At 62.4% G+C, this 23,059-nt stretch carries 23 protein-coding genes and 1 tRNA gene; 10 read left to right on the top strand and 14 right to left on the bottom strand.

Annotation, left to right across the window (positions count from 1 at the left end):
* Positions 1–247: 247 nt before the first annotated feature.
* From ptsN to M9H71_RS10915, 8 genes are all read right to left on the bottom strand, one after another.
* Positions 248–709 (bottom strand): PTS IIA-like nitrogen regulatory protein PtsN, encoded by a 462-nt coding sequence (gene ptsN / locus M9H71_RS10880; RefSeq protein ID WP_455405043.1) that lies wholly within the window; start codon positions 707–709, stop codon positions 248–250.
* A gap of 276 nt (positions 710–985) precedes the next feature.
* Positions 986–1,591, bottom strand: coding sequence for a ribosome hibernation-promoting factor, HPF/YfiA family (hpf, locus tag M9H71_RS10885; RefSeq protein WP_455405044.1), 606 nt, complete (start codon positions 1,589–1,591; stop codon positions 986–988).
* Positions 1,592–1,649: 58 nt separating this feature from the next.
* A complete protein-coding gene (gene rpoN, locus M9H71_RS10890) occupies positions 1,650–3,296 on the bottom strand; it encodes an RNA polymerase factor sigma-54 (protein WP_455405176.1) in 1,647 nt (548 codons plus the stop codon).
* Between the two features lie 206 nt (positions 3,297–3,502).
* Positions 3,503–4,468, bottom strand: coding sequence for an LPS export ABC transporter ATP-binding protein (gene lptB, locus M9H71_RS10895; RefSeq protein WP_455405045.1), 966 nt, complete (start codon positions 4,466–4,468; stop codon positions 3,503–3,505).
* 180 nt (positions 4,469–4,648) lie between these two features.
* Positions 4,649–5,332 carry an LptA/OstA family protein gene (locus M9H71_RS10900; protein ID WP_455405046.1) on the bottom strand — a complete coding sequence of 228 codons (684 nt, stop codon included), beginning with the start codon at positions 5,330–5,332 and terminating at the stop codon, positions 4,649–4,651.
* Between the two features lie 8 nt (positions 5,333–5,340).
* Positions 5,341–6,087, bottom strand: coding sequence for an LPS export ABC transporter periplasmic protein LptC (gene lptC, locus M9H71_RS10905; RefSeq protein ID WP_455405047.1), 747 nt, complete (start codon positions 6,085–6,087; stop codon positions 5,341–5,343).
* 224 nt (positions 6,088–6,311) lie between these two features.
* The gene (locus M9H71_RS10910) at positions 6,312–6,926 is read right to left on the bottom strand and encodes a ribonuclease D (protein WP_455405048.1); all 615 of its coding nucleotides are present in this window, start codon (positions 6,924–6,926) and stop codon (positions 6,312–6,314) included.
* 323 nt (positions 6,927–7,249) lie between these two features.
* Positions 7,250–7,762: a very short patch repair endonuclease gene (locus M9H71_RS10915; RefSeq protein WP_455405049.1), complete on the bottom strand. Its 513-nt coding sequence runs from the start codon at positions 7,760–7,762 to the stop codon at positions 7,250–7,252.
* A gap of 141 nt (positions 7,763–7,903) precedes the next feature.
* Here M9H71_RS10915 and M9H71_RS10920 point away from each other — a divergent pair, with 141 nt between their 5' ends.
* Positions 7,904–8,887, top strand: a complete 984-nt coding sequence (locus tag M9H71_RS10920; protein WP_455405050.1) for a hypothetical protein — start codon at positions 7,904–7,906, stop codon at positions 8,885–8,887.
* Position 8,888: 1 nt separating this feature from the next.
* Here M9H71_RS10920 and M9H71_RS10925 read toward each other — a convergent pair whose 3' ends face one another.
* Together M9H71_RS10925 and M9H71_RS10930 are read right to left on the bottom strand one after the other, a co-directional pair.
* Positions 8,889–10,262, bottom strand: coding sequence for a DNA cytosine methyltransferase (locus M9H71_RS10925; RefSeq protein WP_455405051.1), 1,374 nt, complete (start codon positions 10,260–10,262; stop codon positions 8,889–8,891).
* 18 nt (positions 10,263–10,280) lie between these two features.
* Positions 10,281–10,472 carry a ribbon-helix-helix protein, CopG family gene (locus M9H71_RS10930; protein ID WP_455405052.1) on the bottom strand — a complete coding sequence of 64 codons (192 nt, stop codon included), beginning with the start codon at positions 10,470–10,472 and terminating at the stop codon, positions 10,281–10,283.
* Positions 10,473–10,742: 270 nt separating this feature from the next.
* Between M9H71_RS10930 and M9H71_RS10935 the strand changes: the two genes are divergently transcribed.
* Both M9H71_RS10935 and M9H71_RS10940 read left to right on the top strand, forming a co-directional pair.
* On the top strand, positions 10,743–11,375 hold the full coding sequence (locus M9H71_RS10935) for a recombinase family protein (protein ID WP_455405053.1): 633 nt from the start codon (positions 10,743–10,745) through the stop codon (positions 11,373–11,375).
* Positions 11,376–12,305: 930 nt separating this feature from the next.
* Positions 12,306–12,686: a hypothetical protein gene (locus M9H71_RS10940; RefSeq protein ID WP_455405054.1), complete on the top strand. Its 381-nt coding sequence runs from the start codon at positions 12,306–12,308 to the stop codon at positions 12,684–12,686.
* 294 nt (positions 12,687–12,980) lie between these two features.
* On the opposite strand, the gene M9H71_RS10945 is transcribed toward M9H71_RS10940, so the two are convergent.
* Both M9H71_RS10945 and M9H71_RS10950 read right to left on the bottom strand, forming a co-directional pair.
* Positions 12,981–14,321 (bottom strand): site-specific integrase, encoded by a 1,341-nt coding sequence (locus M9H71_RS10945; RefSeq protein WP_455405055.1) that lies wholly within the window; start codon positions 14,319–14,321, stop codon positions 12,981–12,983.
* A 440-nt stretch (positions 14,322–14,761) separates the two neighbouring features.
* A tRNA-Leu gene (locus tag M9H71_RS10950) sits at positions 14,762–14,846 on the bottom strand.
* A gap of 159 nt (positions 14,847–15,005) precedes the next feature.
* On the opposite strand from M9H71_RS10950, the gene M9H71_RS10955 reads away from it, so the two are divergent.
* Complete coding sequence (locus M9H71_RS10955; RefSeq protein WP_455405056.1) at positions 15,006–15,971, top strand: complex I NDUFA9 subunit family protein; 966 nt, start codon at positions 15,006–15,008, stop codon at positions 15,969–15,971.
* An 87-nt stretch (positions 15,972–16,058) separates the two neighbouring features.
* On the opposite strand, the gene M9H71_RS10960 is transcribed toward M9H71_RS10955, so the two are convergent.
* On the bottom strand, positions 16,059–16,865 hold the full coding sequence (locus M9H71_RS10960) for an undecaprenyl-diphosphate phosphatase (RefSeq protein WP_455405057.1): 807 nt from the start codon (positions 16,863–16,865) through the stop codon (positions 16,059–16,061).
* Between the two features lie 199 nt (positions 16,866–17,064).
* Here M9H71_RS10960 and M9H71_RS10965 point away from each other — a divergent pair, with 199 nt between their 5' ends.
* Positions 17,065–17,757 carry a glutathione S-transferase family protein gene (locus M9H71_RS10965; RefSeq protein ID WP_455405058.1) on the top strand — a complete coding sequence of 231 codons (693 nt, stop codon included), beginning with the start codon at positions 17,065–17,067 and terminating at the stop codon, positions 17,755–17,757.
* Complete coding sequence (gene queG / locus M9H71_RS10970; RefSeq protein ID WP_455405059.1) at positions 17,706–18,914, top strand: tRNA epoxyqueuosine(34) reductase QueG; 1,209 nt, start codon at positions 17,706–17,708, stop codon at positions 18,912–18,914. Before M9H71_RS10965 ends, queG begins: the two co-directional genes overlap by 52 nt.
* A gap of 156 nt (positions 18,915–19,070) precedes the next feature.
* Here queG and M9H71_RS10975 read toward each other — a convergent pair whose 3' ends face one another.
* The gene (locus M9H71_RS10975) at positions 19,071–19,856 is read right to left on the bottom strand and encodes an alpha/beta hydrolase (RefSeq protein ID WP_455405060.1); all 786 of its coding nucleotides are present in this window, start codon (positions 19,854–19,856) and stop codon (positions 19,071–19,073) included.
* Positions 19,857–20,178: 322 nt separating this feature from the next.
* Here M9H71_RS10975 and infC point away from each other — a divergent pair, with 322 nt between their 5' ends.
* From infC to pheS, 4 genes are all read left to right on the top strand, one after another.
* Complete coding sequence (gene infC / locus M9H71_RS10980; RefSeq protein WP_455405177.1) at positions 20,179–20,718, top strand: translation initiation factor IF-3; 540 nt, start codon at positions 20,179–20,181, stop codon at positions 20,716–20,718.
* A gap of 302 nt (positions 20,719–21,020) precedes the next feature.
* Complete coding sequence (rpmI, locus tag M9H71_RS10985; protein WP_013499886.1) at positions 21,021–21,221, top strand: 50S ribosomal protein L35; 201 nt, start codon at positions 21,021–21,023, stop codon at positions 21,219–21,221.
* 90 nt (positions 21,222–21,311) lie between these two features.
* On the top strand, positions 21,312–21,671 hold the full coding sequence (gene rplT, locus M9H71_RS10990) for a 50S ribosomal protein L20 (protein ID WP_378385928.1): 360 nt from the start codon (positions 21,312–21,314) through the stop codon (positions 21,669–21,671).
* A gap of 114 nt (positions 21,672–21,785) precedes the next feature.
* Entirely contained in the window at positions 21,786–22,868 is a 1,083-nt protein-coding gene (pheS, locus tag M9H71_RS10995) for a phenylalanine--tRNA ligase subunit alpha (protein ID WP_455405061.1), read from the top strand.
* The last annotated feature ends 191 nt before the right edge of the window (positions 22,869–23,059 follow it).

The raw sequence follows: 23,059 nt of genomic DNA on the forward strand, positions 1-23,059 counted from the left end.
CCCCGCGGCTTTCCTGCAAAATCGAATACTTGCCAACAATCGATCAGCCAACAAAATCAACCGCTTCCAAATTGTTCACGGACGACTACTAACGCGATTTCGCGCTGATGCCATCGCTGGTCAGCGACGCAGGATCTCGTGCATAGCTGCTGCGCCCGAACCAGTTTCCGGCGCTGAGGACTCATTGTGGTGTCAGTCCAATGCCTTCGCGACGGTTGCGCCCGCTGGCAAGCAATACGGCGCGCAATTACGCCGCGGTCGCAGGTGGCAGCGCCAGCACCGAATAGATCGCCTGGGCGTCGCGGGAGGCGCGGAGCTTCTTGGCGACATCCTGGTCGCGCAGCAGACGGGCGATCCGTGCCAGTGCTTTGAGATGATCGGCGCCAGCGCCTTCCGGCGCCAGCAGCAGGAAGATCAAGTCGACCGGCTGGCCGTCCATCGCTTCGAAATCGATCGGCCGCTCCAGCCGTGCGAACAGCCCGAACAGCCGTTCCAGCTTCGGCAGCTTGCCGTGCGGAATCGCGACGCCGTAGCCGACCGCGGTGGTGCCGAGCTTCTCGCGCTGCAGCAGCACCTCGAAGATCGAGCGCTCGTTCTGGCCGGTCAGTTCGGCCGCACGCGCCGCCAGTTCCTGCAGCGCCTGCTTCTTGCTGATCACCTTCAGCGCCGGGATGACGGCCTCGGGCGCGACAAGATCCGTAATCGTCATCAGGCGTTCCGGGGGTGTTGGTGCGGTCCGGGGTGAAATAGGACGGCGGTGGGTTGCGTCAAGCGTTCGATCCGGGAAGCGTCGCGCGATTTCCCCATCGCGGTCAAAACGCTTCTGGATTCATGATCCTAACTTAAGTCTAGCATTCCTGCCGGCAGCCGTAAAATGGCGCCAGCGGTCCGCCGAAAAGCGGCGGACCATAGGCAGAGCGTTGCTCGGGCGTCAATGCCTCGCGGGTGTTGCGACTGCGGTCGTCCCGCGTGACGTTTCGGCGCGTCAGTTCGCGCCGTTCAGCACAGGGGGATCGATCCAGCCGATATTGCCGTCCGCGCGGCGATAAATGATGTTCACGCGGCCCGAGCTGCCATGCAGGAACACCACCACCGGGGCACCGGTGAGGTCGAGCTCGACCACCGCCTCGCTGACCGACAGCCGCTTCATCGCGGTGGTGGACTCGGCGATGATCACCGGGTTGTAGGCATCCTCGGGATGTTCCTCATCGCCCGGCGCCTCGATGACGTAGCTCGGCACGTCCATCGGCGTGCTGAGTTCAGCCAGGACGTTCGCTTCCGCATGCGCCTTGCGGGCCGAGCGATCCTTCAGGCGGCTCTTGTAGCGACGCAGCCGCTTCTCGATCTGCGCCAACGCCTGATCGGCGCTGACATAGGCGTCGGCGGCGTTGGACTCGGCCTCGAGGGTGATGCCGGAATCGAGGTGCAGCGCACAATCGGTGCGGAAGCCGAAGCCGTCCTTGCTGAGCGTGAAGTGTCCCGAATAATTCCCATCAAAATACTTGCGCAGCACCTCTTCGGTGCGCTCGCTCACGCGGCCGCGTAGCGCTTCGCCGATGCTGATGCTCTTGCCGGATATCCGGATGGTCATGGGGATTACCTCGATTCGTCTTAGGGGATCTGACACTAGTCAGAGCAGGGTGGTGCAATCAAGCCGGGGCGGTGTCGCGGGACCGGTTCGCGGCCGCCGACTGCGTGCCGAGCATGTTCTGCTTGTCACGGCGGCGCTGCACTGAAGAAGGGATGCGCATCGCTTCGCGATATTTCGCGACGGTGCGGCGCGCGATGTCGATGCCGGCTGCGCGCAGACGTTCGACGATCGTATCATCCGACAGGATCGCTGACGGATCTTCGTTGTCGATCAACTGGCGGATCTGGTGGCGCACAGCTTCGGCCGAATGCGCCTCGCCGCCGTCGGCGGAAGCGATCGATGCGGTGAAGAAATACTTAAGCTCGAAGGTGCCGCGGTTGGTCGCCATGTATTTGTTGGCGGTGACGCGCGACACGGTGGATTCGTGCATCTGAATCGCGTCGGCCACGGCTTTCAGATTCAGCGGTCGCAGATGCTTCACGCCATGGGTGAAGAAGCCGTCCTGCTGGCGCACGATCTCGGTCGCGACCTTCAGGATGGTGCGGGCGCGCTGATCGAGCGCGCGTACCAGCCAGGTGGCGTTCTGCAGGCAGTCCGAGAAGTACGATTTGTCGCCGTCCTTGCGGATGGTCTTCGACAGCTCGGAATAATACGTCTGGTTGACCAGCACCTTCGGCAGTGTGTCGCTGTTGAGTTCGACCAGCCAGCCGCCGTCGGGGCCGGGACGGACGAACACGTCGGGGACGATGGTTTGCACCCGCGACGAGCCGAACTTCAGTCCGGGCTTCGGATCGAGGTGCCTGATCTCGCCGATCATGTCGACGAGGTCTTCGTCGTCGACGCCGCAGATCTTGCGCAAGCTTGCGACATCGCGCTTGGCCAGGAGGTCGAGGTGTTCGACCAGCGCCTGCATGGCCGGATCGTACCGGTCGCGCTCGCGCAGTTGGATGGCGAGGCATTCGCTCAAATTGCGCGCGCAGATGCCGGGCGGGTCGAAGGTCTGCAGTACCTGCACGATCGCTTCGACGTCGGCCGGGCTGGCGCCGAGCCGATCGGCAGCGTCGCCGAGGTCGGCCGGCAGGTAGCCGGCGTCGTCGACCAGATCGATCAGATACTGCCCGATCAGGCGATGCGACGGAGTGGTCACCGCAACGGCGAGCTGTTCGGCGAGATGGTCTGCGAGCGAGGTCTCGGCGGCCACGAAAGCTTCGAGATTGTAACCTTCATCGGACGAGGCGCCGCCGCCCCATTCGGTATAGGAGGCCGGCGCGCTGTCCTGCGCGGCACGCGCCGCAGCCTCGGCGGGCTCTTCGGGGAAGACGTTTTCCATGCCGGTATCGAGCGTCTGCTCGATATCGCTGCGGCTGCCGAGATCGCGGTGCATCCATTCTTCGGTGCCCGGCTCGAACGCACCGGCCCCGGCGGGATCCACGAAATCTTGCGTGCCTTCGCCGCCGATGTCGTCGCCGCCGCTCGTGCTGAAGTCGCCACCGCCCTCGGCGCCATCCGGCGGGGCCTCACCGGCGACCGGTGGTTCCGCATTGTCGCCGGCGCGATCGAGCAACGGGTTCTTCTCGATCTCGTCTTCCACGAAAGCCGCGAGGTCGAGATTCGACAACTGAAGCAGCTTGATCGCCTGCATCAGTTGCGGGGTCATCACCAGAGACTGAGTCTGGCGGAATTCGAGACGTTGCGACAGTGCCATGGTGGCCAAGAAGCGGTAGTTGGTCCGTTTCTTGCTTACGCCTTTCCAGAGCGGTTGTACACGTCTTGACGGATGGGAAATTTGGAGTAGGGGCGGCGTCGCTTCGATCTGCCGCGGGTGCCGGTATTTTGGTAGCTCCGATCCGGTATCTGGATCAGCTTCGGCCCGAAGATCATGGACCGTCTCGCCTCAAACCGCAACCGGCATCACAGTCGGAACTCCTCGCCGAGGTAAAGCCGTCGCACGTCCGGATCATTGACGATCTCTTCCGGCGTCCCCTCGGTCAGGATTTCACCGGCGTAGACGATGTAGGCTCGGTCGGTGAGGCCCAGCGTTTCGCGGACGTTATGGTCGGTGATCAGCACGCCGATACCGCGATTAGTCAGATGACGCACCAGATCCTGAATATCGCCGACCGCAATCGGGTCGATACCGGCGAACGGTTCGTCGAGCAGCATGTAGTTCGGTCGGCTGGCGAGCGCGCGGGCGATCTCGACCCGGCGACGCTCACCGCCCGACAGCGCAATCGACGGCGATTTGCGTAAGCGCTCGATGTTGAATTCCTGCAGCAGATTGTCGAGCTGCGCTTCGCGCTTGCGGCGGTCGGGTTCGACGGCTTCCAGCACCGCGCGGATGTTCTGCTCGACGGTGAGGCCGCGAAAAATCGAGGCTTCCTGCGGCAAGTAACCGATACCCAGCCGCGCGCGCTGATACATCGGCAGCTTGGTCACGTTGTGGCCGTCGAGTTCGATCGCGCCCCGATCCGCCTTGATCAGTCCGGTGATCATGTAGAACACCGTGGTCTTGCCGGCGCCGTTCGGGCCGAGCAGTCCGACCGCCTCGCCGCGACGGACATAGATACTGACGCCGCGCACGATCTTGCGGGTGCCGAAGCTCTTTTCGATGCTGTGCACCGCCAGGTAACTGGATGCTGGGGCCGGTTGCGGTGTGGCCGCCTGCGGGGCTGCGGCGCGGCGCGGCGGTGCCGTTGCGGCCGGTTGTCGCTGCGGAGCCTCGTAGGCATCACTCCGCGTGACCGGCGGCGCATCTCGCACCGGTGTGGTCAACAGATCGCCGACAGCGGCGCCATACCCGGTGATCCCATTCTGCGCGGCTGCGGGCCCGGGAGTTTTCGGGCTGCGTCGCCGGAACATGCCGCGAAGATCCACCATGCAGTTACCAAACCTGTCCCATGACGTCCCGCTCCGTCGTCGTGAAGGGGGGAGCGCTGGTGTCATGTGCTGGCACTGCGCGGACGCAGCGAGGCCGCGGGGGCAGTGCACTCCGGTCGCTGTTACAGGCCGGCGGCATCCGGTTCAACATCGGCGGTCCTTGCTGTTGATCCAGGCCGGTCACTTCGGCTTGCTCGGGCCGCTCTGCGGCACGAGCGGCAACGGACCACCGCCACCGCCACCGCCACCGCCACTGGCTCCGGACGACTGAAACAGGCCCTGCACCCGGCCGCTGTCGGATTCCACCCGCGACACGCCGGTGGTCATGTCGACCAGCAGGCGGTCGCCGCGCACCACGTTGCGCGCCTGTGTCAGCACCACGTTGCCGGTCATCGTCACCAGGTTAGTCTTGGTCTCGAATATCGCCTTGTCGCCGGTGACGACCTGGTCCTTCTGGGTGACCACAACGTGGCCCTTGGCTTCCAGCCGCCGGATCGACGAGGCGCCGTCCGGTCCGGGGGCGGCCGCCGGCAGCGGCTTGGCTTTGGTACCCTTCGCCGGTGCCTGATCCTGGTCGTAGAACACCACCAGCGACTGTGACGTCATGGTGGTGTCGCCCTGCACCACTTTGACGTTGCCGGAGAACGTTGCTTCCTTGTTCTTGTCCCGCACTTCCAAGGTGTCGGATTCGATCTGGATCGGCTTGTCGCGGTTTTGCGAAAAGCCCTGCATCGCGTTGGGCACGCCCTGCACGGCGCTTTGCGCCGCCACCGGGCCCGCCCCGAGGACGGACAGGGCGAGCAGCGTGGCGCTGACGAGCGCGGCCGGGCTGCGGCGCGGGCGGGGAAGGACGGCAATCGGCATAGTCGAGGTCACCTCGCGGGAGCCCGCTGGCTGGAATTGGGCGCTGGCCGCTGCTTGGCCGGGACAGCGGGCGGTGCGGGTTGTGCGGCAGGGGCTGCGGCCGGCTCAGCCAAAGAGGCATTGTCGAGGTTCATCACCACGCCGCCCTCGAAGCGGATCAGGTCGCCTTTTTCGGTGATGCGCATCCGCTGGCCCCTTAGTGTGCCGCCCTCCCATTTGACGTCGACCGGCGCGTCCGAGGTGACGGTGCCCTTGCCCATATCGACATCCGCCTGCGTCATCCACGCCTCGGTACCGCTCGAATTGTGCAGATAGACATCCTTGTTCAGTTTCAAAAGCTGCGCCTTGGTCTGGAACTGACCCTCGCGGGCCTCGATCACCACGGTGGACTGGTCTTCCGACAGCACCTTGGCTCGCAGCGTATGCAGGTCGACGTGATCCTGGCTGGTCAGATCCTGGGTCGCCGTGCGGGCCCACATTTCGTAGGGGCGGCCGTCGTCGGTGAAGCCGGCCAGATGCGGCGCCTCCATCGTGATCTTGGTGCCCGAGACCACTAGATCGCCGACGTCGAGCGGCAGTTTCGACAAATAGCGGAACGGGTTGAACACCGAGATTGCGACGATCACGGCCATCGACAGCAGCACGACCAGCGGCACCGCGACCCGTAGCGTTCGCACCAAGCGGCTGTGGCGCGCCGCTGCCGCGAAGCGCGCTTCCATTCCGGCCTGATAGGACGACATCTGAACCGCCGTCACCGCTGCTCCCGAGTTGGTCTGGCGCGTCTTACGGAGCCGTGCGCTGCGGCGTTCGGAGCGCCGCTGCTGGGCACGGCCTCCAGTCTGCAGCACATCGTTAATGTTATCTTAATCGCCCCGTCGGGGGAGGGCCACGCCCAGCCCATCAGACCGAGGAGTATGACCGAAACACGGCGCGGCCCGGCGGCCGGCGTCGGCGCCCGTGGCGGATTCGGCGAAATTGATCACGAATGGGCGAAAATGTCCTCTTCGCTCCAGCCATCGAGGTCGAGCCGGGCACGCACCGGCAGGAAATTGAAGCAGGCCGCCGCCAGATCGGTCCGGTTCTCCCGTGCCAGCATGGTGTCGAGCTTGTCGCGCAGCGCATGCAGATGAAGCACGTCGGAGGCCGCATAGGCGAGCTGCGCGTCGTTCAGGGTAGCGGCGCCCCAGTCACTGGATTGCTGCTGCTTCGACAGGTCGATGCCGAGCAGTTCGCGCACCAGGTCCTTCAGGCCGTGGCGGTCGGTGTAGGTGCGGGTCAGGCGCGAGGCGATCTTGGTGCAGTAGACCGGCTGCGGCATCACGCCGAACGCCTTGTACAGCGCCGCAAGATCGAATCGGGCGAAGTGGAAGATCTTCACCACGGCCGGGTCGCCGAGCAGCTTTTTCAGGTTCGGCGCGTCGGTCGCGCCCTGCGGAATCTGCACCACATCCGCGCTGCCGTCGCCGTTTGAGAGCTGCACCACGCACAGCCGGTCGCGATGCGGATGCAGCCCCATCGTCTCGGTGTCGATCGCCACAGAATTTTTATAGCGGGAAAGATCCGGCAGGTCGCCGCGATGCAGGCGGATCGTCATGTGTCGCAAACCCTTGGGCCATGGAGGAGGGCGCCGAACGCCCCGAATCGGCCGCCCAACCTATCGCCCCGATCCGCGCGACGCGAGGGGCGCCGCCACCTGGCGGTGGACGCCTCGACCCGAGGTTTTTGACAACCGCGGTCTTTGACAGATGTCGATGTGAGGAGAAGGGCGTGGGCAATGGTGCCCAGGAGAGGATTGGCCAGCCAGCTTCACAATACATTGGATTCATAGGTGTTTTTTCGACGGCTGGCAAGATTGTTACACAGTCTCGTGCCGCATTCGCACTGGCCAAAATTGCAAAGGGTCAGAAATGCGAGACGTCACCTCAGCCTTCGGGTATCTGCGTTATCCCCGGTCCTCCCCTCAAATCGACCTGAAGAGAGTTTCTGTGGCCTCTTTGGCGGCGCGATAGGGCTCGCGACCTTCTTCCTCTTGATCTGCTCTAGCAGTTTCTGAAGCCGGCCCGGGCGCTGTATTTCACACTCCCAGACAGTGAACACGGCCCAGCCCTCAGCCTTAAGCGCCGCCCTATGGCGAGCATCTCTCGCGCGGTTCCCCGCGATCTTGCCTGACCAATACTGAGTGTTGCTCTTTACGGGCCGAGTACCGTCGATGCAGCGTGGACATCCGTGCCAAAAGCAGCCGTGCACAAATACGCACGCCCGTCGACCAGGGAACGTGATGTCCGGCTTGCCAGGAAGATGCTTCGAATGAAGCCGGTAACGAAGCCCGTGCAGATGCAAGAACCGCCGGACCTGCATTTCCGGTGATGTGTTCTGGCTGCGAATCTTGCTCATGTTTTGGCTGCGCTGTTCGGGCGTTAGTTTATCCATTCCGCCTCCGGGGGACTCCAATATTGGCCTGGCTGAGCTATCCAGTTGTGTTGTGATTCTCAGACAATCAATTGATTCGGCCAAAGGGGGCCGCCTGTGGTGAAGCGCCGGACCGATACGCCTTTTGGTCAAGCGACCCGAATGCGTGTGCTCAATGAGTATTTTGCAAGAGCGGGGGAGGTCACAGCGGCAAATGCCTGGGAGCACGTCTATAAATGTCTGCTTTGGATGAATCTTGGTGCGGGTCTCGCGCACATCTATGACTCGAACCACATGCAGCCCTCAGGGGTGTTTCATTCTCGTGCTGTGCGTTTCACGGAGCTTCTCTGCGATCATTGGAGAATCACCCGAAAGGAATTGCCGCAACGGATAGACCTGTTGTTCAAAGGGTGCGTCGACGAATGGAAGCGCCGCAGGGAAGACAACGCCGAGAGCGCCCTCGATGAAGAGACCGAGTCTGAGCTAATCTCGGCCATCGGTACGATGCTTCGCGGGGAGGGCATCGAGGATATTCGCGCGGCGGCGCTAGCCCGGAATATTGAAGGCCTTAGCCGGGATTTTTTCACCATAGGAAATAAGCGCAAGAACGCGCTTGGTGAGGGCTTCGAGGACTTGCTGTGGCTTCTTCTGCGGTCGGTATCTTGCGTGCCCGAACATAAGCTCCAGCTGCGCACTCCAGTGTCGAGCATGCCGGGATTTCGCAAGTTTCCCGCACCCCAACCAGGTGAAAGACGCAAGCGAGAACCGCACCCCGATGTGGGCATTGTCGACGGCAACATCACCCATGTCATCGCCACCGCGAAGTGGTCGATGCGTCAGGATCGCGAGACACAATTCCAGTCTGAATACAATTCGTTCCAGACAAACAAAACGCAATCAACCGAGCTCGAATATGTTCTAATTACGAATGAGTTCGATCTCGCGCGACTGAAGAATGTGGCGAACGCCATGCCTGGAGGGGAGGGGGGATATATCTTTCACCGAATTTACCACATCTCATTGCCGCTGCTCCGAGAAACACACGCCGAGCGGTTCAAGGAAATTGAGCCTTGGGTCGGAACCGGCAAACTTCGGTCGCTGGACTATTTTTTGACAGACATGCGAGGCCGGTTTGGTGAGGCGTGACTCACTCAGCTGCTATGGCGCAACGCGCTTGCTCTTGATCATGCGCTGAGAGTACCGGAATCAGTGCCTGGGCAATCGCTTTTGCGAGAAGCGGCGGGACGGCGTTGCCCACTTGCCGATAACGACTATGCCGGTCTCCGTGCAGGAAGTGGTAGCTGTCGTCGAACGAATGAAGGCGTGCGAACTCCCGGACAGTGAGTGCCCTTGGCGTCCCGTAATGGTAGACGCAGTCCGCTTTCGTGTTTAGCGTCCAGCTAAAATGGTCAGGATGAAGCTTCCTATAGGCGAAAAAGTACTTCCGGCTGAGGTTTTCTCGTCCAAGCTCCGGTCCCCATTTTTGGTCATTTAGGTACCGGGCGGAGAGCGCCTCAGGAAGATCACGGAAATTCCCGCCCTGCGGGATCGCCTTCAATCTGGTGACCGTGTCTTCTCGTATTGATGGGACATCTGCATTCAAGAGCAGCTTGGAATTCGAACGCCTAGCACGTTGGTACGCGCTGAGGGGCGCGCTTTCGTATTCGATGGCTTCGTTTGATGGTTTGCGAACTAGCCGTGCATTCGGCCGCAAATGGATCAAGTCGCCAATGGCTTGCCGCACCGTGACCAAGTCAACGCATGTGGCATCCAGTAGCCGATCGAGCACCTTAGCGCTGTCCACGTCCTTCGCGTGACGATACTGGAAGCCCCTTTTTCCGGGAACACGGTCGAGCCTTGGCAGCTCAACTCCGTTAAGACCGGACGGGAACACGGGGCGTGTGTGCAAATCGCGCCGAACACCCACAAATACGACACGCAAGCGGTTTTGCGGGACGCCGAACGCAGCTGCGTCAAGTACCTTGCTCTCGACCAGATACTCTCCGTCGAGTGCCAGATCCTCAATGATCTGCTTCCTGACTGCGCCGCCTGCGAGGTTCTCAAGGCCGGGGACGTTCTCCATCACGAACATCCGGGGACGTACTAGACCCAAGACTTGCACGAAGTGACGATAGAGGCTGTTCCGAGGATCATCGATGATGCGCTTGTGATTGCGCACCTGGGAGAAAGCTTGGCAGGGCGGGCCTCCAGCTACGACATCAATTTCCATACCGCGGACGTGCTGAAGCAATGCCTCTTTCACCGCTGGAGCAGTGATATCCCCGAGCACGAATTTGGTGCCGTGTGGTCCGTGATTTTGCTCGTAGGTTGCGCCCGCCCAAGCGTCGTAGTCGTTAGCCGCAACTGTTTGGAACCCTGCCTGTCGAAACCCCTCCGAAAGGCCTCCCGCACCGCAGAACAAATCGAGGCACGTAAAGCGGGGGCTCGCCTTACTGCGGGCGCGCTTTACCCTGTAACTGGTTTCGCGAGCGAAATGCTCTGTGCCATTTTCAATCAGCATTACTGTCTCGCCTGATCCTTAGGGACGCCGGAGCAGATCAAGAGGTAGCTGGACCGCATCCGCCTCCTCGACGAGCCTGCCCACCGCGAAACGCACGAGCCAAGAGACGCTGACCTTGTGCTTTTCTGCAAGCGCACGGATCACGCGGTATTGCTCCTTCGTCAAACTCGCAGTGACGCGGGTCGCAGAGTCTTCAGAGCTAACGGCCATGCCATGCCTCGGAATGCTGCAGAGTGCATCACTATGCTACAGCATGAGTCGCAGCGCAATCGAACCCTATTTGTTCTTATTTTGTTCCAAAGATAAAGAAAGATCAAGGGGGCTGGTTGTCCGGGGTCGCCCGACAGCTTCGTTCGAGTGTCCGTTAGGGCATACCCATGCGGTCTTCCCATCAGCTTAGAAATGCGCGTCCGCAAGGGTTGACATCGGTTTACGGACACCGTCTTATACGGACGCAACCCATTCGGACAGAGAGGCGTCATGGCCACCATCCTCTACGCTCGCGTCTCGACTATCGAACAGACCATCGAGCACCAGCTGATGCAGGCCGAAGCTGCTGGCTTCAAGATCGACCAGGTTGTTGCCGACCATGGCGTGTCGGGCGTCACGGTGGCCTTTAAGGAACGACCCAACGGAAAGCGGCTGTTCGACATGCTTCGTGGGGGCGATTCGCTGGTCGTCCGCTGGGTTGACCGGCTCGGTCGCAATTACGGCGACGTCCGCGACACCATTCAAGAGTTCATGCGACGTGGTGTCGTGGTCCGCACGGTCATCAACAATCTGACGTTCGATGGCGCGACCACCGACCCAATGCAGCAGGCCGTCCGGGACGCGCTTATTGGCTTCTTGGCCGCCACCGCCCAAGCCAACGCCGAGGCGATCAAGGAAGCCCAGAGGGGCGGCATTGCCCTTGCGAGGGCCAAGGAAGGTGACATCAAGTATCGAGGCCGCAAGCCCAGCTTTACCCATGCCCAACTCACCACCGTGCGACAAATGGACGGTCAGGGTGTCGGGGAGATCGCGAAAGCCACGGGGTTAAGTCGACAGACGATCTACCGCATAAGGGCCAACCCTTCGGCGGCAGAAGCGATGTTGGCCAACTGGTCCATTTAGCGGGCCTCTGACGCACGGAAATTAGGTCCCCTAGTATGAACCGCTAAGTTCTTGCCGCTCAACGCTAGCGACGCCGCCCATTCCCGGCGCCGGAAGGGCCTTTTACCCCCCAACTTGCGACAGGACTCCGGGCGACACTCACGGGCCCCGCGCTCCGAATAGTCGTTTGATTCTTTTGATGTTTTTGCGTCGATCAATGACTTGGCTGAATTAGGGTGACTAGTATGACCCGGGAGCTCTCAACCTCCGAGGGGTATCAAGAACCCGAAAGTTCCTGATGTCCAAGGAGTCGCCTTGTCGCGGCGCCTTGGGAATCGCGCACTGCCGGGCGGGGCGTTGTTAGGCACCCCCGTCGCAGCCTCCCAAATGGGGAAGATGCCGCGCGATCGTCTCACAAAGGGGCGACCCAAGATCGTCGCCTTTAGGCATCGAAGAGCAAGCAGCCGGCGATCACCCCGTTGGCTGATCCCCGACACAACCGTGACAGTGCCTCCCCTCTCTCGCGAGGTCACATCGGTCGTGGGTATCTCGGTCACCCTCTCTAGGACGCTTCCGGGCGCATCCCAGACCACCGAACCAACATCCCAACATAACAGGAGCTAAACGATGCCGGATGTTCCGCGCATTCGCCAGCGCTCGCCTGCTTATCCTCCAATCTCAAAGGAGGGCCATGCCGGCCTTAAGTGGTATGTTAAAGCCGCACTTAAACACGCGGCTCATCCTGACAGTCCCCCTCCTGAGACAGAGTGGCTGCGACAAGGCGTCCCTCAGGGATCGATACAGGCGATCACTCCCGATCTAGGAGTCCAGGTTAAGCACACTGGGGAAGAAGGGGTCTTACGGAGCCCACGGGTGCTCGACGCTCCTGGGATCGCGTTAATCAGAGCCCTTACTCTAGCCGGGGGATCAATCGGCCTAAACCGGAAGAGGATGCATCATCCCGACCGGCGGGACTATCTGCATTACCGTGCGATGTTCAATGGGCAAAGCCTCAAGGTTCCCATGGCTCGCATCATCGCGGATACGCAAGCGGGGTATCAGACCCCGAGCGGCGACGACCATCGGTCATACCGACGAAAGGATCTGCCAGCCCGCACGGAGCACCTCTCAAGCCAGCAACTCACCCTGGAGGGAACCCCCACCAAGTCGCCTTATCGAGGCAGAGAGTTTGCGCTGAAGATGGCCATGCACTGCTTTGACGCCAATCGGGACAAGCTTGACTTTGATATAACGAGGGCCGAGTACGCCTCTCTTCTAAGGGACATCCTTTCACTCCTCGACAAGCTGCCTCTGAAGGGCATGCAGTCTTAACCATTCAGGGTTTTTGCATGCCGTCCGCTCCGTAAGTGTATTGGGGCGGATAGAGTTGATAGCAACGGGAGGGGTCGCCTGCATGCCTCCCGTTGTTACATGTGTAGACGGTGTGCGAAATCCTATCGAGGACTAGCCCGGGACTGCTGACATCATAGCGGCTCATCCAGACAAGCGTCACGAGGCATATCGCATTGATCCCGAGAAGCAGAACGCCAATCCATTCGCGGAGGCGAACGTTTGGGCGATGCTTTCTGACGGCCCGGCCAAGAGCCTCGGCAAAAGCTGCTACGGTCATTTGCCGCCCTTAGCTGCGGATTGCCTATCAACCTCGTAGCGAGGGAATTTGCCTATGGCCGCTGCTCGCGCCCTAATGGTGACGTCTCCATAGTGGTCGCCAACGGTCTTAGGTGCGTGTCCCTGAAGTGCATCGAGAACCGTGTCCGCAACGCCGCACTCTCTCCCCACCGTCTTAAATCGATGCCGCCATCCGTGATTGGGATTGATGTTTGGATCGGTGATGACCTCTCTGACGAACGCTCCCAGCTTATTTCGAGCGGTTTTGATCGGGGCCAAAAGATCGCCATCACGGGGGCGAGGGGTAATGAACAGATGCCCGGGGGCCGCCCGCTGAACGAATTCGATGAAGCCCAACTCGATGAGCTGGGGATGCAAGACTACTTCCCGAGCCTCGTTTGACTTAACTGTGCCAGCTTCCGGCGTAATCAACGCCACCCAATGTCCCCCTTCAAGCCGGACATCCTGCTTCCGCAGTTGCAGCATCTCGCCGACGCGACTGCCTGTGAACGCACAGAGCCACGGCACCCAACGCTTTACTGCCGCGAGCTTCGGAGCCTCGCCGAGGGGCTTGTAAGCCGCCGCATGTCGAAGAATGTCTAATGCTTCTTGATCGGTGAACCCGTTGGAGCGGAGCTTCATCCGTCTACCGAGCTTTATGGTCACCCCATGAGCCGGGTTTTCTGCGAGCCGATTGTTCGCCACGGCCCAGCCGAACAGCGTCTTTAAGGCCGCCAGATCGCTGTCCTTTACGGTCTTCGCGCTCACTCCCGATGCAAGCCGGTGCTCCTTGAATCTCAGCACATCGTCCTTCGACACACGGCTTGCGTCATCGTGTCCCAGGAAGGTGACGAACTTCGCCACCGTGTTCCGATAGCTCTCGTGCGTACTTCGCTTGAGGCCCGAACTCTCGGCCTCTTTCCACCAGTCTGCGACGAGCCGCGTTAGCTCGATGCGCTTGCTGTTTGGCGGATTGTTGCTGCTGGACGACCTCTGGGGGAGTCCGCCGCTTTCCCAATCTGGGAATCTGTCGGCGTATTGGGGTGGCCGATAATCTCCCATCGAATAGCGGGTGCGGACTTCGAATGCCTCCCGGAGGGCTTTCCAGAAGGCTTCGAGCAGCATTAATCGCGACTGCCCATCAATCTCCCTTATGCCCTTCCCAAGCAACATGCGTGCGATCAAAGGTCCAAGGGGGGCTTCCAGGTCTTGGCTTCGCCCCGTCGAGCCGATTCTCTCCCAGTAGGCGTTCACTGCCGCCCATTCGGCGTTGCGGTCTTCGTCTGTTTCGTTTTGGACCAGCTGCCAGCCGCCCTCAGGAGCCTGCTCAATGGCCAAGCTCCGAGCGGCCCCATCGTCTGCCCAAGAACGAAAAAGCTCTCCAGCGAGCGCTGTGGCCTGCCGGTGGGTGAGGGAGACCGGTCCGTCCGTGCGCAGGGCGTCCCAGACACTGGCGAGGTAGGTTGCCACCCCTGCCTGACGTCGCTTGACTTCTGTAGGGTCGTTCGTCTGCAGAGAAAGCCGGATGGCCGCAGCGTTCGCGGAAAGCGTTCGGGAGATCGTCGAATCACCAAGCGGAATGTCGAGCCGAAGGCCAGCTATTCTCGGTCTAACGTCCGTTGGAATTCGCTGGTGAAATTGGTGGTTGCGAGAGCCCTTACGGAGCACCGGACGGACCATTCGGTAAAGCATTGAGGCACACCCATGTAGCACAGTGGGGCCAGCGCAATGCTTTGAAAGGACCTAACTAATTCGAAATTTGGGGATTTCGAACAGCTTGGTGCCCAGGAGAGGACTCGAACCTCCACGGTGTTACCCACTGGTACCTGAAACCAGCGCGTCTACCAATTCCGCCACCTGGGCCCGGGGCGCTTGATAGGGAGGCGTTACGGAAAAGTCAAATGGCTTCCGCCGACCAAATGCGCTGTACAGGGAAAGGTTGATGACATAACGCGAAACCGCCAGAATGTCCGCGAATTCCCGGACGTCACAAGACGCTCCTTGCGATCAGGATCAGCCCGCATGACTTCGAACATCGACACGCTCGTCACGGTTTTCGGTGGCTCCGGCTTCATCGGCCGGCATGTCGTCAGCGCCCTGGCGCGCCGCGACTATCGGATTCGGGTCGCGGTGCGTCGGCCGGAGCTGGCGGGGCATCTGCAGCCGCTCGGCCGTGTCGGCCAGATCCACGCCGTGCAGGCGAATCTGCGCTATCCCGAATCGGTCGCGGCAGCGATGCGCGGCGCGCATGTGGCGATCAACCTGGTCGGCATTCTCGCCGAGGGCGGCGCACAGAAGTTCAATTCGGTGCAGGGTGCCGGAGCCGCCAACGTGGCGCAGGCCGCCGCGTCTGCCGGAGCCCGGATGGTGCACGTCTCGGCGATCGGCGCCGATCCGGAGTCGCCGGCGCGTTATGCCCGCAGCAAGGCTGCCGGCGAACAGGCGGTCCTCGCCGCTGCGCCGCAGGCCACCATCTTCCGTCCGTCGGTGGTGTTCGGTCCGGAAGATCAGTTCACCAATCGCTTCGCCGCGCTGGCGCGGCTGTCGCCGGTGCTGCCGCTGGTCGGCGCCGACACCAAGCTGCAGCCGGTCTATGTCGGCGACGTCGCCACCGCGGTCGCCGATGCGGTCGATGGTCTCGCGAAGCCGGGGGCCATTTACGAACTCGGCGGACCGGAAGTGCTGACGATGCGCGAAATCATGCGCATCATTCTGGAGACCACCGATCGCAATCCGCTGCTGGTGCCGTTGTCGTTCGGCTTTGCCAGCCTGCAGGCGATGCTGCTGCAGTTCGCTCCGGGCGCCTTCAAGCTGACGCCGGATCAGGTGCGGATGCTCGAGGTCGACAACGTGGTGTCGGAGGCGGCCAAGACGGCGGGGCTCACGCTGCAGGGGCTCGGCATTCAGCCCGACTCGCTGCAGGCGGTTGTGCCGTCCTATCTGTGGCGGTTCCGCAAGACCGGACAGTTCGCGCGTCGGCCTGCTTAAGCGGCCACCTCTCTGTCGAGAAGGGCCCGCCTGCGTCCGCGGCGGGCCGCTTTGCCTGGCGTGCGGCTTCGGCTGATATCCGGACGATTACATCCCGAGCGCCAGCGCGATCAGTCCGAGCGTGCCGACGATCACGCGCCACCACGCGAACAGTTCGAAGCCGTGGCGGGTGACGTAGTTCAGGAAGGTCTTCACCACGACGATCGCGGTGATGAACGACACCACGAAGCCGATTGCCACGATGGTGAGATTGTCCGCGGTCATGTCGGCGCGGTTCTTGTACATGTCGTAGACGAACGCCCCTACCATGGTGGGGATCGCCAGGAAGAACGAGAACTCGGCCGCAGAGCGCTTGTCGGTGCCGAGCAGCATCGCCGCGACGATGCTGGCGCCCGACCGCGACACGCCCGGAATCATCGCCGTGCACTGCGCGCAGCCGATGTAGAAATACGTCAGCAGCGGGAACGCCGTGGCGTCGTGATAGCGGGGCTTCAGGTCGAGCTGGTCGACCCACAGCAGGATCGCTCCGCCGACGATCAGCGAAAAGCACACGACCCATGGGTTGAACAGATAGTGCTTGATGTAGCCGCCGAACGCCGCGCCGATCACCGCGGCGGGCAGAAACGCGACCAACACGCCGATGACGAAACGCTGCGCGGCCGGATCGGAGAACATTCCGGTCGCGATTCGCCACAATTTCACGAAATACAGCGCCAGAATCGCCAGAATCGCTCCGAGCTGGATCAGCACGGCGAAGCTCTTCCAGAAACTGCCTTCACCGAGATTGAAGAACCGTTCCGCCAACAGCAAGTGGCCGGTCGAAGACACCGGCAGGAATTCAGTGACACCCTCGACGACGCCGAGAATGACGGCTCTGATGATATCGGTGAGCATGGAATTGTCCGCTGCAAGGGATCGGGAGCCCGCGAGGCCGGACCTTGTCGCCTATTCCCCCAGGGGTCGCAACGTCAAAAATGCGCCTTTCGGTGCCTTGCGTCCGCGTCGCATGAGACTAGTTTGGCCGCCTCACGAAGGGCCGTTTCGCTGCGATCCGCCACGGTTTGTTAAGCTCTTCGAAACTATCTAGGACAGCATGTACACCCTATTCCACCACCCGTTCTGCCCGCAGTCGCGGTTCATCCGTCTTGCGCTCGGGGAACACGGTCTCGATCTCAGATTGGTGGAGGAGCGGTCCTGGGAGCGTCGAACCGCGTTCTTGGCGCTGAACCCGGCTGGCACCACCCCGGTGCTGGTCGCGGAGGGGCGGCCGCCGGTTCCCGGCGCCGGAGTGATCGTGGAATTTCTCGACGAGGTGCACGGCAGCGAGCTCGGCGACCGCCGGCTGCTGCCGCAATCCACCGCCGAGCGCATCGAGGTGCGGCGGCTGCTGTCGTGGTTCAACGATAAGTTCTTCGAAGAAGCCTCCGGCCCGCTGATGACCGAGCGCATCTACAAGCGCTTCATGAGCGAAGAGGATGGAGGCGGCCCGCCGGCAATGGACGTGATCCGCGCGGCCAACGCCAATGTGCGCTACCATCTCGCTTATATCGGCTGGCTAGCGCGCACCCGGAACTTTCTCGCCGGTGATCGCATGACCTATGCGGATCTCGCCGCAGCGGCGCATCTGTCGGCGATCGACTACCTGGGCGACGTGCCATGGATCGAGGACGAGGCGGCAAAGGCTTGGTACGTGCGAATCAAGTCGCGGCCGTCGTTCCGTCCGCTGCTGAGCGAGTGGCTGGCGGGGGTGCCGGCGTCGCGCACTTACGTGGATCTGGATTTCTGAACGTCACTCAAAGACAGCCTGCATCGCACGAAGCCGGCGATGCGCTGAAGGCGCAGCTCGCCGAACAGGCGCGCTGTCTCGGCTTCGACGCGTTCGGCGTCTGCGCTCCTGATTCGATTCCGGAAGCCCCGGCGCGGCTGCGGGCCTTTCTCGACGCCGGCTATCACGGCGAGATGGCCTGGCTCGCCGATCGCCCCGAGCGGCGCTCCGATCCGCGGGTGATGTGGGGCGAGGTTCAAAGCGTCATCCTGCTCGGCTTCAATTACGGCCCGGAGGTCGACCCGCGCGGCGTGCTGACCCGGAAGGATCGCGGCGCGATCTCGGTCTATGCGCAAGGCGACGATTATCACGACGTGATCAAGGCCCGGCTGAAGCAGTTCGCGCGCTGGCTGGTCGCCACCGCCGGCGGCGACGTGAAGGTGTTCATCGACACCGCCGCGGTGATGGAAAAGCCGCTGGCGCAGGCCGCAGGTCTCGGCTGGCAAGGCAAACACACCAATCTGGTGTTTCCCGATCGCGGCTCCTGGATGTTTCTCGGCGCGGTGTTCACCACGCTCGATCTGCCGCGGGACGACGCCGAGGGCGACCATTGCGGCTCGTGCCGCGCGTGTCTCGACGCCTGCCCGACCGGCGCATTTCCGGCGCCGTATCGGCTCGATGCCCGGCGCTGCATCTCGTATCTGACGATCGAGCACAAAGGGCCGATCCCGCGTGAGTTCCGCGCCCGCCTCGGCAATCGGATCTACGGCTGCGACGACTGCCTGGCCGCCTGCCCGTGGAACAAATTCGCCCAGGCGGCGCGCGAGGCGAAGCTGGTCGCCCGCGACAGCCTGCGGGCGCCGGCGCTCGGCGAATTGGTCCGCCTCGACGATCCGGCGTTTCGTGCGCTGTTCACCAAGTCACCGGTGAAGCGTATCGGCCGCGACCGCTTCATCCGCAACGTGCTGATCGCGATCGGCAATTCGGGGGACAGCGGGTTGGTGGCAGAGGCCGAGCAGATGCTCGGCGATCCAAGCGCGGTGATCCGCGGCGCCGCAGTTTGGGCGCTGGCGCAGCTCCTGCCGCCGGAGCGCTTCGCTGGGCTGAAGGAAACGCATCTCGGCTCCGAGGCCGACGAGAGCGTGCGGGCGGAGTGGGACGCGGGCGATGCTGAGTAGGGCGCTACCCCAAAAGATCGTCATCCCTCGCGAAGGCGAGGGATCCAGTATCCCAGGGCGCCCATGAACCGACCTCTCTGGAATACTGGTTCGCCCGCCTGCGCGGGCGATGACGTCAGAAGAATTGGTGGACGGACTTCAAGCGCATCGCCTTCGTCAGCCCAGCTCCTCGATCGCGGCCAGCATCCGGGCAATGTCCTGCGGGCGGCTGAGGCGGTGGTCGCCGTCCTGAATCATGGTCAGAACCACGTCTTCGGTCGGCAGTCGCTCGGCCAGTTCGAAGGCGTGGCGCCACGGCACGTCTTGGTCCTGTTTGCCCTGCAGGATGCGCACCGGGCAGCCGACCTCGATCATGCCGCCGAGAACGAGGTGATTGCGGCCGTCTTCGATCAGCGCCTTGGTGATCGGGTAGGGCTCGCCGTATTCCGAGGGGCGCAGCCACACGCCCTTGGTTTCGATCTCGGCGCGAATCTCGGGTGAAAATCCCTTCCACATCAGGGCTTCGGTGAAATCCGGCGCCGGAGCGATCAGCACCAGGCCGGCCAGATCGGCTGCCTGCTCGCCACCGCGGCGGCGCAGCGCGTGGGCCAGCAGCAGCGCCATCCAGCCGCCCATCGACGAGCCGACCACGATCTGCGGGCCGCGGCAGTAGGCGTCGAACACGGCGAGGCTCTCTTCCAGCCAGCGGCCGATGGTGCCCTCGGCGAAGCTGCCGGAGGATTCGCCATGGCCCGAATAATCGAACCGGACACAGGCTCGGCCGCGGGCTTCGGCCCATTGGTCGAGCTCGGTCGCCTTGGTGCCGGTCATGTCGGAATTGAAGCCACCGAGCCAAAACAGGCCAGGGGAGGCGCCCGGCCGGGGCCGGACCGCGATCCGCCGCCGTGCGGCGCCGTCGCCGACGGTGACGAACTCCGGCGCCGGTTCGGATGATTTTGTCATGGATCAACAACCTCGTTGCCGGGTTGGTTTGCAGTACCCGGAGAGGCGCCGTCAATGCCGGGCGCCTCACGCGGGGGGTGCGGTGCCAAAGTGCTGCGCGGCGAAAGACCGGATTTCGTTTATGCGGAAGTCGGCTTGCCGGTCGGCGGTTCTTCCGTCACACTGCACGCGGATCAGAAGGGCATTGACCCTGGTGTCGACGCGCGGGATGGTTTTGCGTCCGGTCGCGCTTCGACCTATATGAAGTGCGTGATCCGATCAGCAGCCGTTCTGCCGCGATCCATTGTTCGCCGTCAACTTTCACAAGTGTGGAGAAGCACCCATTCGCCGTCCCAACAGAGCGCCGCCCCCCGTAGCTAAGGACGGGCCGCGCACCAACGATGAAATCCGCAATTTCGAGATCCAACTGATCGACCAGACCGGTGTGAACCAGGGCAAGGTCGAGACCATTGTCGCGATCAAAATGGCAATGGACGCAGGCATGGATCTGGTGGAGATTGCGCCGACCTCGTCGCCGCCGGTCTGTAAGATCATGGACTACGGCAAGTACAAGTATTCGGCGCAGAAGAAGGCCGCCGAGGCGCGCAAAAAGCAGAAGATCGTCGAGATCAAGGAGATCAAGCTCCGCCCGATGATCGACGACCACGATTACGAAGTGAAGATGAAGGCGATGCAGCGCTTCTTCGAGGAAGGCGACAAGGTCAAGATCACCTTGCGCTATCGGGGACGCGAAATGGCTCACCAGGAGATCGGCACCAAGCTGCTCGAAAAGGTGAAGAACGACGTCGCCGAAATCGCCAAGGTCGAGCAGGACGCCCGTTTCGAAGGTCGTCAGGTGGTGATGGTGCTGGCGCCGCGCTGAGCCGGATTCGGTTTTCGATTTCAGGACGAACAAGGCCCGCCAGTTGATCCGGCGGGCCTTTTTCTTGCGGCGGCCGGGCCGCCTGCGGTGCGGGGCGTCGCCTTTACACGTTGCCAACCGGCCTCCGCTCTGCCATAAGCGCAGCCTTCGTCGCCCGGCTGATCAAGGGCTGCCGTGGCGATGGTCCTGCCGACCTCTTTGCTCTCGGGTAAAAGGTCGTGCGATTTCAACGCTCTAACGAGCATGTCCGCCGCCGCTGAGCGCCTCCTGGGCGCTTTTCGCGCGTGGCAAAGGAGAGCCAAATGCCCAAGTTGAAGACCAAATCGGGCGCCAAAAAGCGCTTCAAAGTCACCGCCACCGGCAAGGTGGTGTCCGCCCAGCGCGGCAAGCGCCACGGCATGATCAAGCGCACCAAGAAGCAGATCCGTCAGCTTCGCGGCACCCGCGTGATCTTCAAGACCGACGGCGACAACATCAAGAAGTACTTCTTGCCGAACGCCTGACCGTTCACGTCGCGCCATTTGCGCGCGGCAGCCTCATCGGGCCGCATCGCTGCGGCCAGCCAAACCAAATTCAGATGAAGGAGATCAGTCATGGCTCGCGTCAAACGCGGTGTGACGGCTCACGCCAAGCATAAGAAGGTCTACAAGCTCGCCAAGGGCTATCGCGGTCGTCGCAAGAACACGATCCGCACCGCCAAGGCGGCGGTCGACAAGGCCGGCCAGTACGCGTTCCGGGATCGCAAGCGCAAGAAGCGGACGTTCCGCGCGCTGTGGATCCAGCGCATCAACGCCGCGGTACGTCCGTTCGGCATGACCTACAGCGTGTTCATCAACGGCCTGTCGAAGTCCGGCATCGTGGTCGACCGCAAGGTGCTGTCCGACCTCGCGATCACCGAACCGGCGGCGTTCCAGGCGATCGCCGAGAAGGCCAAGGCCGCGCTCGCAGCCTAAGGCCCGCCACCGGGTTGATCGTCATCGCCGGACTTGATCCGGCGATCCATCTTTCAAGCGCGATGGATGCCCGGGTCACGCCCGGGCATGACTACATTGGGGAGTGGCTTCGCCATGTCGAACCTTCAAGACCTCCAATCCCAAATCCTCGCCGACATCGCTGCGGCGGCCGATGAAGCCGCGCTGGAAGCGGTCCGCGTCGGGGCGCTCGGCAAGAAGGGCTCGATCTCGGCGCTGCTCGCCACGCTCGGCAAGATGGACCCCGAACAGCGCAAGACCGAAGGCGCGGCGATCAACCGGGCCAAGGAAGCCGTCACCGAAGCGCTGACCGCGCGCCGCGACGTGCTGAAGGCAGCAGCGCTCGACGCGAAGCTCGCCGCCGAAACCATCGACGTCACGCTGCCGATGCGTGAGCCGTCGGCCGAAGCCGGCCGGCTGCATCCGCTCAGCCAGGTGTGGGACGAAGTCACCACGATCTTCGCCGACATGGGCTTCGCGGTCGCCGAAGGTCCGGACATCGAGACCGACGACTACAATTTCACCAAGCTGAACTTTCCCGAAGGCCATCCGGCCCGGGAGATGCACGACACTTTCTACTTCAACCCGAAGGAAGACGGCTCGCGCCTGCTGCTCCGCACCCACACCTCGCCGGTGCAGGTGCGGACCATGCTGAGCCAGAAGCCGCCGATCCGGGTGATCTGTCCCGGCCGCACCTACCGCAGCGACAGTGACCAGACCCACACCCCGATGTTCCATCAGGTCGAAGGGCTCGTGATCGACAAGGGCAGCCATCTCGGCCACCTGAAGTGGATCCTGCACGAGTTCTGCAAGGCGTTCTTCGAGGTCGACAACGTCAACATGCGGTTCCGGCCGTCGTTTTTCCCGTTCACCGAACCGTCGCTGGAGGTCGATATCCAGTGCCGCCGCGGCAAGGACGAGATTCGCTTCGGCGAGGGCGAAGACTGGCTCGAGATTCTCGGCTGCGGCATGGTGCACCCGAACGTGCTCACCGCCTGCGGCCTCGATCCCGACGAGTATCAGGGCTTCGCCTGGGGCATGGGCATCGACCGCATCGCGATGCTGAAATACGGCATGAGCGACCTGCGGCAGTTGTTCGAAGCCGACGTCCGCTGGCTCAATCACTACGGCTTCAAGCCGCTCGACATCCCGACCCTGGCGGGCGGATTGAGTTCGTGAGTGCGGCGCTCGCAGGCGCTGGGCTTGGAGCAAGTGCCCTCACCCCAGCCCTCTCCCGCAAGCGGGAGATGGGGCAGGCTGCGGCTTGCGGGAGCTCATTGCCTGAACGCGGGCGTCAGTAATTAAGATGATTAGTTGTCGAGATGATTGAAGACCTCGCAGCGCCGCACGGCGAACTCCCTCTCCCGCTT

It is taken from the genome of Rhodopseudomonas parapalustris (assembly GCF_053772255.1).